Consider the following 15,435-nt stretch of genomic DNA (forward strand, 5'->3'; position numbering starts at 1 on the left):
CGTTGCAGCAAGTTTCGTCAAATGCTTCCAGAATACGGCTCCCGCGCCGTACGTTGCGTGCGTGACCCACGTCGTCGTGAACGGTCCCGCCGCCTGGAACACCGTCGTCCGGGTGGCCGACCTCCCCGAGCCGTACCCGCACATGGTCCTGGCCTCCGCGCACCACGAGAGCCTCGGCGGCACGTCCGCCGGGAAAGCCGTGACGCTCGCCGCGCTCGGCGTGCCCACCACCCTCGTCACCACCCTCGGCGACGACGACGACGCGGCACGGGTCCTCGCCGCGCTGCGCGCGGGCCACGGAGAGTCCCTCACGGTGCGCGCCCGGCCCGCGCTCGGCGGCCGCACCGAACGGCACGTCAACCTCGTGTCCGACGAGGGCGACCGGCTCTCCGTCTACCTCGAGCTGCCCGCCGCTCCACCGGCCGACGACGCGCTCGGCGACCTCGTGCGATCCGCGGACGCCGCCGTGCTCGACCTCGCCGACTCCTCGCGCGAGCTGCTCGACGTGGCGCGCGCCGCCCGCGTCCCGGTCTGGTGCGACGTGCACGACGACGACGGCGTCGGCGACTACCAGCGCGCGTTCGTCGCGGCCGCCGACGTCCTGCTCGTCTCCGACGCCCAGCTCGTCGACCCCGGCGCGTACCTCTCCGCCGCGGTCGCGAGCGGCGCGACGCTCGCGGTCTGCACGCGCGGCGCACGCGGCGCGATCGCGCGCGACGCCGACGGCTGGTGGGAGGTCGGCCCGGCCGACGTCGGACCGGTGCTCGACGCGGAGGGAGCCGGCGACGCGTTCCTCGCCGGCCTGCTGCGCGCCGTGCTCGCGGGCGAGCCGCGCGCGCAGGCACTCGCGGAGGCCGCCGCGACCGCCGGGCTCGCCGTGACGCACCCCGGTCTCGGCGCCCCGCACGCGACGCGGCACGACGTCGCGCGGCTCGCCGCAGCGGTCCGCGTGGCCCGGGTCGAGTGAGCCGCCCGGTCAGCCCCCGGAGACGCTGAGCTCCGCCTCGTGGAGCTCGCGGCGGAAGTCGTCGGACAGGTCGCGCGAGTCGAGCCACCCGTACGGCAGGACGACCCTCTTGGGCGACCCCGCCCGCCCGCGCTGACCCTCCGCCGGCTCGCCCGGGTACGGCTGGTCCAGGTCGAGCTGCGCGACCAGGTCGTCGAGCTCGGCCAGCGTGCTCACCAGGCCGAACCGCGCGCGCAGGTCACCGCCCACCACGTAGCCCTTGAAGTACCACGCCATGTGCTTGCGCATCTCGCGCAGCGCCTTCGACTCGTCGCGGAAGTGCTCGACCATGAGCTCGGCGTGCCGGCGCACCGTCGTCGCGACCTCGCGCAGCCCGGGCCGCACACGCTCGTCGGACCCCGCGAACGCCGCCGCGAGGTCCGCGAACAGCCACGGACGGCCCTGGCAGCCGCGCCCGACGACCACGCCGTCGCACCCGGTCTGCTCGACCATCGCGAGCGCGTCCTCCGCCGACCAGATGTCCCCGTTGCCGAGCACCGGGACGTCCGTGACGGTCTGCTTGAGCCGCGCGATCGCCTCCCAGTCCGCCGTGCCCGAGTAGTAGTCCGCCGCGGTGCGCGCGTGCAGCGCGACCGCCGCGACGCCCGCGTCCTGCGCGACCAGCCCCGCCTCGAGGTACGTGAGGTGGTCGTCGTCGATGCCCTTGCGCATCTTGACCGTCACGGGGATCCCGTACGGCTGCGCGGCCCGCACCGCGCGCGTCACGATCGCCTGGAACAGGTCGCGCTTCCACGGCAGCGCGGAGCCGCCGCCGCGGCGCGTGACCTTCGCGACCGGGCAGCCGAAGTTGAGGTCCACGTGGTCCGCGCGGTCCTCCGAGACGATCATGTGCACCGCCGCCTCGACGGTCCCCGGGTCCACGCCGTACAGCTGCACCGAGCGCGGCCGCTCGTCGGGCTCGTGGTGGATGATCCGCAGCGACTCCTCGCCACGCTCCACGAGCGCGCGGCTCGTCACCATCTCCGCGACGTACAGCCCGGCACCCTGCTCGCGGCACAGCCGCCGGAACGCCGCGTTGGTCACGCCGGCCATGGGCGCGAGCACGACGGGCGTGTCGACCTGCAAGGGGCCGATGCGCAGCGGCGGGAGCACCGCCCCCGGCGCGCGCGTGCTCGCCTCGTTCGTCACAGTCACGCGGGCCATTCTCCCATCGACACGAGAAGGCACCCCGCACTCAACCTTCGCGCACGCTCGTGCGTCTCCTACGGTGTGACCACCATGACAGCCGGGACACGCGACGACGACGGGACGGTCCGCGTCGAGCAGCTCACGGTCGTCCCCACCCGGGCCCGTGGCGCACGCACCCGCAGCGCGACGGACGAGCAGTTCAGCGCGTTCGTCGCGGAGCACGGCGACGACCTGCTGCGCACCGCGTGGCTGCTGTGCGGCGACGCGCACCGCGCCGAGGAGCTGACCCAGCAGGCGCTCGTGCGCACCTACGCCGCATGGCACCGGGCGCAGGACCCCCTCGCGTACGCGCGACGCGTCCTGGCGAACCTGCGCGTCGACACGTGGCGGCGACGACGACGCGAGGTGCTCACCGCACCCGAGGACCTGCCGGAGCACGCGCGCTCCGACGTGCACGCACGCACCGAGGACCGCGACCAGCTCGCGCGCGCGCTCGCGCTGCTCAGCCCGCGGCAGCGGCGCATCGTCGTGCTGCGGCACATGATCGGCATGCCGGAGGCCGAGGTCGCCGCCGAGCTCGGCGTGAGCGTCGGCACCGTGAAGTCCACCGCGTCCCGCGGGCTCGCCACGCTGCGCGCCGCGCTCGCCACGCACCAGGAGGAGGCCCGATGACCGCCGACCTGCGTCCCGACCCGGACCTCGCCGCGCGCGCCGCGCAGGCGACCCCGCCGATGTCGCTCGACACCGACGCGCTGCTGCACGCCGCGCACCGGCACGTCCGCCGGCGCACCGCGACGCGCGTCGTGGGCGGCGTGCTCGCCGTGACGACGGTCGCCGTGCTCGCCGCCGACCTGGCCGACCGGGCCGCCGAGCCGCAGCCCGCGCAGCCGCCGACGCAGATCGCGCTGCCGCTGGGCGACGACCACGTCGTCGAGGTCGCGCAGGGCCTGCTGGCCGTCAACCGGGTCGGCGAGCCCCGCCCGCCCGAGCCGCGATCGGTGCCGCTCACCGACGGCGCACAGTGGCAGGTCGACCTCGGGCTGAGCTCCGGGGCCCATGATCTCGTGCTCACCGTCGGCCACCCCGCCGACGGCGAGCAGGAGGCCGCCGTCTACTACACGCGCGTCGACGACACGACGGCCGAGGGCTCCGGCGGCGCCACGTGGACGTGGGGCGCCGCGCCTGCCACCGACGGGCTGCGGTTCTCGGGCGAGCTCGACACCGGCGAGTGGTCCGAGCTCGTCGTCGTGCCGCCGGACCTCACCGAACCCCACGTGCTGCTCTGGAACACCACCGGCTTCGCCGTGACGGGCGGGGCGACCACCGTGGTCGAGCTGCCGACGTTCGCGGCACCCGACGGGCAGCTGCTGTCCGCCGCGCTCGGCGACTACTCCGTGGCCGCCCGGATGCGGACGGGCCGGTCCGGGGTCGTCCTCGTCGACCGCGACGGCGACGTCGTGCAGGTGCCGTGCGACGAGGCGGGCACCGATGGCTGCGCGGGCGTCGACGAGGTGCCCGGCCTGCAGGACGCCGTCGCCGCGGTCCTCGCCGAGCCGCGCGACGCCGCCCCGTCCGTCGCCGACCTCGTGCCGGACGTGCGGGCGTCGAACGGGCTCGCCCGCTCCACGGGCGCCGGGTGGGACACCGGCCTGCGCGTACCCGTCTCGACCGTCGCGACCCTCGAGCGCAGCGTGTCCGTCTCGCGCGCGTCGGTGGCCGACCTGCTCGCGGCGAGCACGCCCGGCCGCGAGCGGCCGGGCCGTGGCGTGATGGTGAGCGTCGAGGGTGCGGGTGTGTCCCTGCCCGTCACGTGGTCCGACGACGACACCGCCGAGCGGTTCGATGCCGGCGCGCCCTACCCCGGGACGCAGCGCTGGACCGTCGGCGACGACCTGCGGCTCGTCGCCGGCGTCGTGCCGCGGTGGATGGACGACGACACGATCGTCGTCCTCTGGTTCCCCGACGGCATCACCGGCGCCGACGGGCGCGTCGTGCACGCCGTCGACGTGCCGACGTACCCCGACCCGACGGGGACGCCGGCCCGCCTCTACGCCGTCGCGCTCGCCCTCGACGACCGGACCCGTCCGTCCGACCCGGACGACGTGCTCGTCCTGCACCTCGGCGGTGTCGGGAGCGGCGAGGTGCACGACGCGAGCGGGCTGTGCACCGGGCTGCCCGCGGCGTGCCTCGCCGCGCAGCCCGACGGCGGCACCGCGCTGCTCGGCGAGCTCGTCGCCCGCGGCGTGCTGGACGACGCCGCGGGCGCGCGGGAGGACTGACCCGGCACCGCGGCGCGTCGGTCCGCGGCACATCGGTCCGCACCGATCCCGGCGGGGACTCAACAACAGGCCCGGGCGCTGCGTTCTCTACGGTGTGACCACGATGCCGCTCACGTCCACGTCCGACGACCACCGAGGGCCGGAGCCCGGCCCACCGGGGGTCCCCCGCGAGTCCGGGCGGGTGCTCCTGCGCAGGCGCGCCACCTCGCGCGGGACCTCGCCCGACACCTCGACGGACGCCGAGTTCACGGCGTTCATGACCGAGCACCGGCGTGACCTGCTGCGTGCCGCGTAGCTCCTCGTCGGTGACGACCACCGCGCCGAGGAGCTCACGCAGCAGGCGCTCGTGCGCACGTACACGGCGTGGTCGCGCGCCCGCCGGGACCCCCTGGCCTACGCGCGGCGGGTGCTCGTGAACCTGCGCGTCGACACGTGGCGGCGCCGGCGCCGCGAGGTGCTCGTCTCGCCGCACGAGCTCCCCGACGCCCCGGTGGTGGCCTCGCGGCGCGCGGAGGACCGTGACCAGCTCCTGCGCGCGCTCGCGCTCCTGACGCCGCGCCAGCGCCGCATCGTCGTGCTGCGCCACCTGCTCGACCTGTCCGACACGGAGGTCGCCGACGACCTGGGGATCAGCCCCGGGACCGTCCGGTCGACCGCGTCCCGCGGGCTGGCGGTGCTGCGGGCCGCGATGACCGCCGGCACCGACCAGCGGCCGCCTCGGGTCCCTCACCAGCCCGCACCGACCCCCACCCCGCAGACCTGGACGGAGACGCCCCGATGAGCGACCCGCTGCTCGACCACCTGCGCGCGACCGCGCACGACACCGCGCCCGAGCCCGGCCCGGCGCTCGACCCCGCCCTCGTCCTGTCGCGCGGCCGCCGCCGGCGTCGCACCCGGTACACGGTCGGCGCCGTCGCCGGCGTCGCCGCGTTCGCCACCGCCCTCGCGGTCGGCGCACCGCTGCTCGACCGCGCCGACGGCACGCTCGACCCGGCCTCCGCACCGTCCGCCACGGCCACCGTCCGGTCGCTCGAGACCGCCGAGCCCACCGCCCCCGAGACCGCGCAGGCCGTCCCCGCCACCCCGCCGGAGCCCGTCGACCTCGGGTACGACACCCGCGCCGTCGTGGGCCCCGGCGCCGACGGCTACCTGGGCGCACCGGGCGGCGTCAAGGTGTGGCTGCGCTCCACGGACCGCACGGACGTGTTCGACCTCAGGCTCGAGTTCCTCAACGGGCACGTCTTCCAGTCGCCGATCGGGCACGACGAGCCGCTCGAGGACCGTTCACGCGAGTACTACCACCTGAGCTACCGCTCGGCCGACTCCCCGGACGACGAGGAGCCCCAGAACGCTCTGGCCTCTCCGCGCGTGGTCGTCGGGCACCTCGGCAAGGGCGGCGGGGCAGCACCCCGAGCTGCGGTCATCACGAGCCCGACCACCGCGGCCGAGCTCCCACTGTTCCAGGTCCCCGGCTCGGACCGGTGGTTCTACGTCATCTGGGAGGGTGAGAACCGCGTCGAGGGGCTCGGCCAGCGCGTGGTGATCCGCCGGGCGGACGGCAGCTACGAGATCGGGAGCTGCAGCTCGCGGCACCTCGAGGACACGTGCGAGGTCGAGGACCACGAGACGTGGATGGAGGACCTCGCGCGCGAGGTCCTCGAGTGAACCACTAGCACACGACGAGGCCCGTCCCCGGGTGATTCGGGGACGGGCCTCGTCGTGGTGCAGGGCCGCGCGGGCCCGGGGTCAGGCGCCCAGGAGACGCGGCGCGAGGTAGGACGTGACCTGGTCGAGCGCCACGCGCTCCTGCGTCATGTCGTCGCGGTGGCGGATCGTCACGGCCTGGTCGTCGAGGGTGTCGAAGTCGACCGTGATGCAGAACGGCGTGCCGATCTCGTCCTGGCGGCGGTAGCGGCGGCCGATCGCACCCGCGTCGTCGAAGTCGACGTTCCAGCTCTTGCGCAGCTCGGCCGCGAGGTCACGCGCCTTGGGCGAGAGCTGCTCGTTGCGCGACAGCGGGAGCACCGCGGCCTTGACCGGTGCGAGGCGCGGGTCGAGCTTGAGCACGACGCGCGTGTCGACGCCGCCCTTGGTGTTGGGGGCCTCGTCCTCGGCGTACGCCTCGACGAGGAACGCCATGAGCGAGCGGGTCAGACCCGCGGCCGGCTCGATGACGTACGGCACGTATCGCTCGTTCTTGGCCTGGTCGAAGAACGACAGGTCCTGACCGGAGTGCTCGGTGTGCGTCGACAGGTCGAAGTCGGTGCGGTTCGCGATGCCCTCGAGCTCGCCCCACTCGCTGCCCTGGAAGCCGAACCGGTACTCGATGTCGACGGTCCGCTTCGAGTAGTGCGACAGCTTCTCGGCCGGGTGCTCGTAGTGCCGCAGGTTCTCGCGGTCGATGCCCAGGTCGACGTACCAGTCGGTGCGGAAGTCGATCCAGTACTGGTGCCACGTCTCGTCGGTACCGGGCTCGACGAAGAACTCCATCTCCATCTGCTCGAACTCGCGCGTGCGGAAGATGAAGTTGCCGGGCGTGATCTCGTTGCGGAACGACTTGCCGATCTGGCCGATGCCGAACGGGGGCTTCATGCGCGCGGCGGTGTAGACGTTCTTGAAGTTCACGAAGATGCCCTGGGCCGTCTCGGGCCGCAGGTAGTGCAGGCCCGACTCGTCCTCGACCGGGCCGAGGTACGTCTTGAGCATCATGTTGAAGTCGCGGGGCTCGGTCCACTCGCCCTTGGTGCCGCAGTTCGGGCACGGCACGCCCGCGAGGCCGCCCTCGGCCGCGCGGCCCTTGCGCTCCTCGAACTCCTCGAGCAGCTGGTCCTCGCGGAACCGCTTGTGGCAGCTCAGGCACTCGGTCAGCGGGTCGGTGAACACCCCGACGTGGCCCGAGGCCACCCAGACCTGGCGGGGCAGGATCACCGACGAGTCGAGGCCGACGATGTCGTCACGGCTCGTGACCATCGCACGCCACCACTGACGCTTGATGTTCTCCTTGAGCTCGACGCCGAGCGGCCCGTAGTCCCACGCGGAGCGGGTACCGCCGTAGATCTCGCCGCTCGGGAACACGAAACCTCGCCGCTTGGCGAGGGAGACGACGGAATCCAGACGCGAAGGTGCTGCCACGGCGGTGCTCTCCAGGTGTTCGACGCCCGCCGCTGGGTGCTGCGGGCTGGGGTGTGACCGAAGTCCGCGCGCGTCACGCTCGACGCCGCACGGAGCCCGCCCAGGCTACCGGTCCCGCGGCCGTGGCCTGCCACCCGATCGTCCCTGGCGGAGCCGGGTCACGACCGGCGTCGCACCCCGGCACCGCCCGCTCCGGCGTGCGGCGCGCCCTCAGGACTGCGAGACGCAGAACTGGTTGCCGTCCGGGTCCGCGAGGACGGTCCACGTGAACCCACCCTCGGTGTGCGTGTCGACGTACGTGGCGCCGTCCGCGACGAGCCGGTCGACCTCCGCCCTGGCGTCCTGCGCCGACAGGTCCAGGTGCACGCGGTTCTTGCCGGGCGTGACCGCGTCGACCTTCTGGAAGCCGACGCGCGCGACGCCCGTGACGTCGACCGCGACGACGAACCAGCCGTCCGCCTCGTCGCGCACCTCGCCGCCGAGCTGACGCGCCCACCAGGTCGCCAGCGCCACCGCGTCCGTCGTGTCGAACGTGACCATCTCCACCGTGAGTGCCATGCGCCCACCGTAGGGGCCGGCACCGACACGCAGGCGCAGGTCAGCGCGCCGAGGTCGGCGGGCCGATCGCCGGGTCGGGTCGGCGCGGGGTCACTGCGTGCCGTCGCCCCGCCTGGTCCGGGCGCGCACGTGCATGCGCTCGCCCTGCGGCCCGAACAGCGTCAGGAGCTCGGTCGGCCCCGGGCCGGGGTTGAGCAGCGCGTGCGGGGTGCGCGTGTCGAACTCCGCGACCTCGCCCTCGGCGAGGACCAGGTCACGGTCGCCCAGCAGCAGCCGCAGGCGGCCCGTCAGCACGTAGACCCACTCGTGCCCCTCGTGCACCTTGAGCCCGCCGTGCGGGGCGCTCTCGACCGGCAGGACCACCTTGTACGCCCGCATCCCGCCGGGCCGGCGGGTGAGCGGCACGTACGTGCGCCCACGCCGGTGGATCGGCGTGGCGTGCACGCGCGGGTCGCGGGACTCGGGCGCGCCGACGAGGTCGTCGAGCGCGACGCGGTGCAGGCGCGCGAGCGGGAGCAGCAGCTCGAGCGTCGGGCGGCGCTGGCCCGCCTCGAGGCGCGAGAGCGTGCTGACCGAGATCCCGGTCTCCTCCGCGACCGCCGCGAGCGTGAGGTCCCGGCGCTGGCGCAGCGCCCGCAGCCGAGGACCGACGCCGGCGAGCACGTCGTCCGTCATGGCCGCCATGTTGCCAGTCTGGCAACGATCCTTGCCAGACCGTCGCCCACGGGTGGACGGTTCCGGCAGACCGCAGCACCGGGAGGCAGGAGCCCACGATGACGAACGACACGACGAACGACACGACGGACGACACGACGGACGAGACGACCGACGAGTCGAGGGGACGGGCCGCGGCCGACCGGCCCTGGGACGTCGTCGTCGCCGGCGGCGGTCCGGCCGGTCTCGCGGCGGCGCTCGTGCTGTCCCGCGCCCGGCGGCGCGTGCTCGTCGTCGACGCGGGATCGCCGCGCAACGCCCCCGCCGCGCACGCCCACGGCTTCCTCACACGCGACGGCATCCCGCCGCGCGCGCTGCTCGCTCACGGCCGCGACGAGGTGCTCGGCTACGGCGGCGAGATCGTGCCCGGCCGCGTGACGGCCGTCGAGGGCGAGATCGGCGCGTTCACCGTGACGCTCGAGGACGGCACCCGGCACGCGGCGCGCGCGTTCGTGAGCGCCACCGGCGGGCGCGACACGCTGCCCGACGTGCCGGGCCTCGCGCAGCGGTGGGGTCGCGACGTGCTGCACTGCCCGTACTGCCACGGCTGGGAGGTCGGCGACGGGCGCGTCGTGGTGGCCGCCGCGGGCCCGCTCGGCGTGCACGCCGCCCTCCTGTGGCGCCAGTGGACGCCGCACGTCACGCTCCTGCGCCCCGACGCCGCACTGCCTGCCGACGAGGCCGCCCGGCTCGCCGCGCGCGGGGTGCGCGTCGCGCTCGGCCGGCCCGCCGAGCTCGTCGTGACCGACGACCGGCTGACCGCCGTGCGGTCCGACGCGGACGAGACGCTCGCCGCGGACGCGCTCGTGGTGCGCACCGTGCTCGAGGCCGACGTCGCCCACCTCGCGCCGCTGGGCCTGACGGCCGAGCCCGTGGAGAGTGCGGGGACGGTCGTCGCGCGCGCCGTGCCCACGGACGCCTGGGGCGGCACGGGCGTGCCCGGCGTGCGCGTCGCGGGCAACGTCTCGGACCCGGCCGCGACCGTGCTCGTGTCGGCCGCGCAGGGCGCCACGGTCGCCGGGATGCTCAACGCCGAGCTCGTCGAGCTCGACGCGCGCGAGGCCGTCGACGCGTGGCGGCGGCTGACGTCAGGCCCCGACGCGACCTCGGCGTGGTCGCTCGACGCGGACGACTGGGAGGAGCGCTACGGCACCGCGCACGTGTGGAGCGGTCGGCCCAACGCCGCGCTCGTCGAGCAGACCGCGCACCTGACGCCCGGCACCGCGCTGGACCTGGGCGCGGGCGAGGGTCGTGACGCGGTGTGGCTCGCGCAGCAGGGCTGGCGGGTCACCGCGGTGGACTTCGCCGCCACCGCGCTCGCACGCGGGGCGCACGCGGCGCAGGACGCCGGCGTCGACGTGCGCTGGGTGCAGGCGGACCTCGCCACGCTCGACGCGCGGGACCTCGACGGCGACGTGTCGTTCGACCTCGTGACCTCGCACTTCCTGCACCTCGCACCCCAGGCACGCCGCGGGCACGTGGCGCGCGCCGCGCGGCTCGTCGCGCCCGGCGGCACGCTCCTGCTCGTGCAGCACCACGCGCTCGACCTCGCCGCGCCGCTCGGACGGCCCGACGACCCGTCGATGTTCCCGGGCGCCGACGAGGTGCGCGACGAGCTGCTCGCGCTCGACGCGTCCTGGACGGTCGAGGTCGCGCTGGCCGTCCCGCGGCACGCGACGACGCACGACGGCGTCACGGTCACGGTGCACGACGCGGTGCTGCGAGCGCGACGCGCCTGACGGGTGGCCCGAGAGCCACGCGTCGCACCGTGACCGCACCGCTGACCGCGGCCAGCACGACGACGCCCGCACCGACCAGCGCGAGCCGACCCGCCCCGAGCCACAGCTCCGCGACGGTGAACGCGTGGTCCGACGGGACGGCCGCCCACACCGGCAGCAGCGCGCCGTACAGCAGCGACCCGAGCAGGGCACCCGCGAGCCCGTGCGACGCGGACTCGACGACGGTGAGGCCGAGCACCTCGCGCGGCGTCGCGCCGAGCAGGCGCAGCGTCGCGAGCCGCTCGTCGCGCCGCTCGGCGCCCGCACGGACCGCGGTGCCGCCCAGCATCACGAGCGAGACGGCGAGCAGGACCGTCGCGACGAGCGCGAGCCGCACGTCCGGGTCCGCCAGCCACAGCAGCCGCGCCGGACCGGTGGTCCCGGGCGCGGCGCGGCCCGCGGACGCGAGGCTCACGGCGACCACGCTCGCCGTCAGGGCCGTCGTGACCGCGAAGGCCGCGACCGCGACGGTCGTCGCCACCCGACCGTCGCGTCCCTCGGCGCGCCGCAGCCGCGGCGCGAGCGCGAGGACGGGGTTCATGCGGTGACCCGCGTGGCGCTCACGTCCGCCGGGGCGACCCGGCCGTCACGCACGTGGACGCGGCGGTCGCACCACCCGGCCACCCGCGCGTCCCGCGTCACGACGACGAGCGACGCGCCGGTCGCCCGCGTGGCGTCGACCAGGACGCGCGCCACGTCGCGGCTCGCCTCCTCGTCGAGCAGCCCCGCGGGCTCGTCGGCGAAGACCACGTCCGGCCGCGTCACGAGCGCCCGCGCGACCGCCGCACGCTGCACCTGCCCGGCGGACATCTCGCCTGGCCGGCACTCCAGCTCGCCGGCCAGGCCGAGACGCGCGAGCCACTGCGCCGCCAGCCCCTCCGCCTGGGCGCGTGGCTCCCCGTCGAGCATCGCCGCGAGCGCGACGTTCTCGAGCGCCGTCAGCTCGGACAGCAGCTGCCCGTGCTGGAACACGAACCCGAACCGCCCACGCCGCAGCAGCGCCCGCTCCCGCTCCGACATGCCCTCCACATGCCGGCCGCGCAGCGCCACCGTGCCCTCGTCGGGCGTCAGGATGCCCGCGAGCACGTGCAGCAGCGTGGACTTGCCCGAGCCCGAGGGCCCCATGACCGCGAGCGCCTCCTCCTCGCCGAGCTCCAGGTCGACGCCCGCGAGCGCGGTCGTCGCGCCGAAGCGCTTGACGAGGCCCCGAGCCACGAGACGCGGCTGCCCGGGCGTCGTGATCTCGAGGAGCGGGTGCGTGACGGTCGAGGTCATGCGCCCAGCCTGGTGCCGGGTCCGTCGACCGGTCGTCCCTCACGGGTCTCGTCGTCCCCGGGGCACGTGCGACCCTCGGCGGGCCACCCGGTCGGCGTTGTCATCCCCTCGGGGGATCTTTCGCGCTCAGACCTGCGGGCGGTCGACCGCTCCCCCGTACCGGCGGTCACGACGCGCGTACTCCTCGATCGCACGCCACAGGTGCCGCCGGTCGACGTCCGGCCACGGCTCGTCGAGGAACACCATCTCCGCGTACGCCGCCTGCCAGATGAGGAAGTTCGACGTGCGCTGCTCACCCGACGAGCGCACGAACAGGTCCACGTCCGGCAGGTCCGGCTCGTCGAGGTACCGCGCGAAGACCTTCTCGTTGACACGACTCGGGTTCACCCGGCCCGCCTGCACGTCGCGCGCGAGCGCCGCGGCCGCATCGGCGATCTCGGCACGACCGCCGTAGTTCACGCACATCGTCAGCGTGCACACGGTGTTGCCCACGGTCCGCCGCTCCGCCTCCTCGAGCTCCGCGATCACCGAGCGCCACAGCCGCGGGCGCCGGCCCGCCCACCGCACGCGCACACCCCACGACGCCATCTGGTCCCGCCGGCGCCGGATCACGTCACGGTTGAAGCCCATGAGGAACCGCACCTCGTCGGGCGAACGGTTCCAGTTCTCGGTCGAGAACGCGTACGCCGAGACGTACTCGACGCCGATCTCGATCGCCCCCGCGACCACGTCGAGCAGCGACGCCTCGCCCGCCTTGTGCCCCTCGATGCGGCTCAGGCCGCGGGCGTTGGCCCAGCGGCCGTTGCCGTCCATGACCACCGCGACGTGCCGGGGCACGAACTGACGCGGGATCGCCGGGGGCCGCGCACCCGAGGGGTGCGGGAACGGGGGCTGCACGCTCGTCGTCACGTCCGCCATTCTGCCGCCCGGACCGGCGCGCGCGGGACGCCGTGGGAGGGGCGGGACCGGTCGGCTAGACCCGCTCGACGTGCGGCAGGGAACGCAGGCGGCGCTCCAGGTGGAACTGGCTGAACGCCGCGACGAGGCCCGCCGCCTCACCCCGGTGCCGCTCCGCGCTCGCGTCGGCGACCACCCAGTCGCCCGAGATCAACGCCGCGAGCAGCGCGAACGTCTCCGGTGCCGGCGACGCGGACCCCGGCGGGCGGCAGCGCCCGCACACCGCCCCGCCCGACTGGACGCTGAACGCGTGGTGCGGCCCGGGCTCACCGCAGCGCGCGCAGTCCGCGAAGCTCGGCGCCCAACCCGCGACCGCGAGCGCACGCAGCAGGTACGAGTCGAGCACCAGCCCCGGGGTGTGCTCCCGGGTCGCGAGCGCCCGCACCGCACCCACGAGCAGCCAGTACTGCTGCAGTGCCGGCTCGTGCTCGGCCTCGACCAGCCGCTCGGCCGTCTCCAGCATCACCGTGCCGACCGTGTACAGCGCGTAGTCCTCGGCGATCGCCCGGCCGTACGGGCCGAGCGTCTCCGCCTGCGTCACGATGTCGAGGTTGCGGCCCGTCGAGAGCTGCAGGTCGACGTGCATGAACGGTTCGAGCCGCGAGCCGAACCGCGACGTCGTGCGGCGCACGCCCTTGCCGACCGCGCGCACCTTGCCGTGCCGGCGGGTCAGGAGCGTGACGATCCGGTCCGCCTCGCCCAGCTTGTGGGTGCGCAGCACGATCGCCTCGTCGCGGTAGAGGCTCACGGGGTCCATCCTCCCCCACGCCGCCCACGCAGGGTCGAGGTCAGCGCAGGTGGCGGTTGATCGCCGAGACGATCGCCTTGAGCGACGCCGTCGTGATCGACGGGTCGATGCCCACGCCCCACAGGATCTGGTCACCGATCGCCAGCTCGACGTACGCGGCCGCCGTCGCGTCGCCACCCGCGGACAGCGCGTGCTCCGCGTAGTCGAGCACCGCGACGTCGACACCGACCTCGTGCAGCGCGGCGACGAACGCCGCGACCGGGCCGTTGCCCGAGCCCTCGAGCGTGCGGACCTCACCCCGGTCGACCAGGTCGACCGAGAGCGTGTCCGGGCCGTCCTGCGCGCTCGTCGTGCGCGTGCCCTGCAGCGAGAACCGGCCCCACGGGACCAGGTCGCCGAACTCCTGCGCGGGCGTCGCGATCTTCGCCGCCTCCACGGGCAGGTACTCGTCGACGAAGATCCGCCACAGGTCGTCCGCGGTGACCTCGGTGCCGTGCTGGTCGGTGTGCCGCTGCACGACCTGCGAGAACTCGATCTGCAGGCGGCGCGGCAGGTCCAGGTCCTTCTCGGACTTCATCAGGTAGCTGATGCCGCCCTTCCCGGACTGCGAGTTGACGCGGATGATCGCCTCGTACGAGCGGCCCACGTCCTTCGGGTCGATCGGCAGGTACGGGACCGCCCACACCACGTCGTCGACGGTCCGGCCCAGCGCCGCGGCGCGGGCCTCGAGCGCGTCCAGGCCCTTCTTGATCGCGTCCTGGTGCGAGCCGGAGAACGCGGTGAACACCAGGTCGCCGCCGTACGGGTGGCGCTCGTTCACGGGCAGCTGGTTGCAGCGCTCGACCGTGCGCCGGATGCGGTCCATGTCGGAGAAGTCGATCTCCGGGTCCACGCCCTGGCTGAACAGGTTCATGCCGAGCGTCACCAGGCACACGTTGCCCGTGCGCTCGCCGTTGCCGAACAGGCAGCCCTCGATGCGGTCCGCGCCCGCCATGTAGCCCAGCTCCGCGGCCGCCACGGCCGTGCCGCGGTCGTTGTGCGGGTGCAGGCTCAGCACCACGGACTCGCGGAAGCGCAGGTTGCGGCTCATCCACTCGATCGAGTCGGCGTACACGTTGGGCGTCGCCATCTCGACCGTCGCCGGGAGGTTGATGATCACCGGCCGGTCCGGCGTCGGCTGCCACTCCTCCAGCACCGCGTTGCAGATCCGCACCGCGAACTCCAGCTCGGTGCCCGTGTAGGACTCCGGCGAGTACTCGTAGTAGACCTCGGTGTCCGGGACCAGCTCCTCGTACTTCTTGCAGAACCGGGCGCCCGAGACCGCGATGTCGACGATCCCGTCCTCGTCGGACCGGAACACCACGTCACGCTGCAGCGTGGACGTCGAGTTGTACAGGTGGACGATCGCCTGCTTCGCCCCCGCGATCGCCTCGTACGTGCGCTCGATCAGGTGCTCACGCGACTGCGTCAGCACCTGGATCACCACGTCGTCCGGGATCCGGTCCTCCTCGATGAGCATCCGGACGAAGTCGAAGTCCGTCTGCGACGCGGCCGGGAAGCCGACCTCGATCTCCTTGAACCCCATGTCGACCAGCAGCTCGAACATCTCGAGCTTGCGCGCGGGGTTCATGGGCTCGATCAGCGCCTGGTTGCCGTCGCGCAGGTCCACCGCGCACCAGCGCGGAGCCTTCGTGATGCGCGTGTCGGGCCACGTGCGGTCCGGCAGGTCCACGCGGATCTGCTCGTGGAACGGGCGGTACTTGTGGATCGGCATGCCCGACGGCTGCTGCGGGCTGGTCTGCTGGTAGCTCGCGCCGGTGGGGGTGACGCTCATGAGGG

Annotated in this window: 16 protein-coding genes; 7 read left to right on the forward strand and 9 right to left on the reverse strand. The window is 74.5% G+C overall.

Annotated features, from left to right (window positions below):
- The first annotated feature begins 61 nt into the window (after nucleotides 1-61).
- Nucleotides 62-967 (forward strand): carbohydrate kinase family protein, encoded by a 906-nt coding sequence (locus F1D97_RS13810; RefSeq protein WP_236121095.1) that lies wholly within the window; start codon nucleotides 62-64, stop codon nucleotides 965-967.
- A 9-nt stretch (nucleotides 968-976) separates the two neighbouring features.
- On the opposite strand, the gene dusB is transcribed toward F1D97_RS13810, so the two are convergent.
- Entirely contained in the window at nucleotides 977-2,170 is a 1,194-nt protein-coding gene (gene dusB, locus F1D97_RS13815; protein ID WP_396022521.1) for a tRNA dihydrouridine synthase DusB, read from the reverse strand.
- Nucleotides 2,171-2,245: 75 nt separating this feature from the next.
- On the opposite strand from dusB, the gene F1D97_RS13820 reads away from it, so the two are divergent.
- From F1D97_RS13820 to F1D97_RS13840, 5 genes are all read left to right on the forward strand, one after another.
- Nucleotides 2,246-2,827 carry a SigE family RNA polymerase sigma factor gene (locus F1D97_RS13820; RefSeq protein ID WP_236121097.1) on the forward strand — a complete coding sequence of 194 codons (582 nt, stop codon included), beginning with the start codon at nucleotides 2,246-2,248 and terminating at the stop codon, nucleotides 2,825-2,827.
- Nucleotides 2,824-4,434, forward strand: a complete 1,611-nt coding sequence (locus F1D97_RS13825; RefSeq protein WP_236121098.1) for a hypothetical protein — start codon at nucleotides 2,824-2,826, stop codon at nucleotides 4,432-4,434. The genes F1D97_RS13820 and F1D97_RS13825 overlap by 4 nt, the downstream gene beginning before the upstream one ends.
- 103 nt (nucleotides 4,435-4,537) lie before the next feature.
- Nucleotides 4,538-4,729 carry a hypothetical protein gene (locus F1D97_RS17500; RefSeq protein WP_236121099.1) on the forward strand — a complete coding sequence of 64 codons (192 nt, stop codon included), beginning with the start codon at nucleotides 4,538-4,540 and terminating at the stop codon, nucleotides 4,727-4,729.
- A gap of 51 nt (nucleotides 4,730-4,780) precedes the next feature.
- Complete coding sequence (locus F1D97_RS13835) at nucleotides 4,781-5,215, forward strand: sigma-70 family RNA polymerase sigma factor (RefSeq protein ID WP_236121100.1); 435 nt, start codon at nucleotides 4,781-4,783, stop codon at nucleotides 5,213-5,215.
- Nucleotides 5,212-6,099 (forward strand): hypothetical protein, encoded by an 888-nt coding sequence (locus F1D97_RS13840; protein WP_236121101.1) that lies wholly within the window; start codon nucleotides 5,212-5,214, stop codon nucleotides 6,097-6,099. The genes F1D97_RS13835 and F1D97_RS13840 overlap by 4 nt, the downstream gene beginning before the upstream one ends.
- 81 nt (nucleotides 6,100-6,180) lie before the next feature.
- Here the strand turns inward: F1D97_RS13840 and F1D97_RS13845 are convergent, their stop codons facing one another.
- From F1D97_RS13845 to F1D97_RS13855, 3 genes are all read right to left on the reverse strand, one after another.
- Nucleotides 6,181-7,566: a glycine--tRNA ligase gene (locus F1D97_RS13845; protein ID WP_236121102.1), complete on the reverse strand. Its 1,386-nt coding sequence runs from the start codon at nucleotides 7,564-7,566 to the stop codon at nucleotides 6,181-6,183.
- 210 nt (nucleotides 7,567-7,776) lie between these two features.
- Entirely contained in the window at nucleotides 7,777-8,124 is a 348-nt protein-coding gene (locus F1D97_RS13850; protein WP_236121103.1) for a VOC family protein, read from the reverse strand.
- Between the two features lie 90 nt (nucleotides 8,125-8,214).
- Nucleotides 8,215-8,808 (reverse strand): helix-turn-helix domain-containing protein, encoded by a 594-nt coding sequence (locus F1D97_RS13855; RefSeq protein WP_396022522.1) that lies wholly within the window; start codon nucleotides 8,806-8,808, stop codon nucleotides 8,215-8,217.
- An 89-nt stretch (nucleotides 8,809-8,897) separates the two neighbouring features.
- Here F1D97_RS13855 and F1D97_RS13860 point away from each other — a divergent pair, with 89 nt between their 5' ends.
- Nucleotides 8,898-10,577 carry a bifunctional NAD(P)/FAD-dependent oxidoreductase/class I SAM-dependent methyltransferase gene (locus F1D97_RS13860; protein WP_236121104.1) on the forward strand — a complete coding sequence of 560 codons (1,680 nt, stop codon included), beginning with the start codon at nucleotides 8,898-8,900 and terminating at the stop codon, nucleotides 10,575-10,577.
- On the opposite strand, the gene F1D97_RS13865 is transcribed toward F1D97_RS13860, so the two are convergent.
- From F1D97_RS13865 to leuA, 5 genes are all read right to left on the reverse strand, one after another.
- Complete coding sequence (locus tag F1D97_RS13865) at nucleotides 10,537-11,157, reverse strand: FtsX-like permease family protein (RefSeq protein WP_236121105.1); 621 nt, start codon at nucleotides 11,155-11,157, stop codon at nucleotides 10,537-10,539. The two genes, F1D97_RS13860 and F1D97_RS13865, sit on opposite strands and share 41 nt — an antisense overlap.
- The gene (locus tag F1D97_RS13870) at nucleotides 11,154-11,891 is read right to left on the reverse strand and encodes an ABC transporter ATP-binding protein (RefSeq protein WP_236121106.1); all 738 of its coding nucleotides are present in this window, start codon (nucleotides 11,889-11,891) and stop codon (nucleotides 11,154-11,156) included. Before F1D97_RS13870 ends, F1D97_RS13865 begins: the two co-directional genes overlap by 4 nt.
- 126 nt (nucleotides 11,892-12,017) lie before the next feature.
- Nucleotides 12,018-12,809 carry an isoprenyl transferase gene (locus tag F1D97_RS13875; RefSeq protein WP_236121107.1) on the reverse strand — a complete coding sequence of 264 codons (792 nt, stop codon included), beginning with the start codon at nucleotides 12,807-12,809 and terminating at the stop codon, nucleotides 12,018-12,020.
- Nucleotides 12,810-12,864: 55 nt separating this feature from the next.
- Nucleotides 12,865-13,596: a DNA repair protein RecO gene (gene recO, locus F1D97_RS13880; protein ID WP_236121108.1), complete on the reverse strand. Its 732-nt coding sequence runs from the start codon at nucleotides 13,594-13,596 to the stop codon at nucleotides 12,865-12,867.
- Between the two features lie 40 nt (nucleotides 13,597-13,636).
- Nucleotides 13,637-15,430: a 2-isopropylmalate synthase gene (gene leuA, locus F1D97_RS13885; protein WP_236121109.1), complete on the reverse strand. Its 1,794-nt coding sequence runs from the start codon at nucleotides 15,428-15,430 to the stop codon at nucleotides 13,637-13,639.
- Between the last annotated feature and the right edge of the window lie 5 nt (nucleotides 15,431-15,435).

Origin of the sequence: Cellulomonas palmilytica, assembly GCF_021590045.1 — a bacterium.
Classification (GTDB): Bacteria; Actinomycetota; Actinomycetes; order Actinomycetales; family Cellulomonadaceae; genus Cellulomonas; species Cellulomonas palmilytica.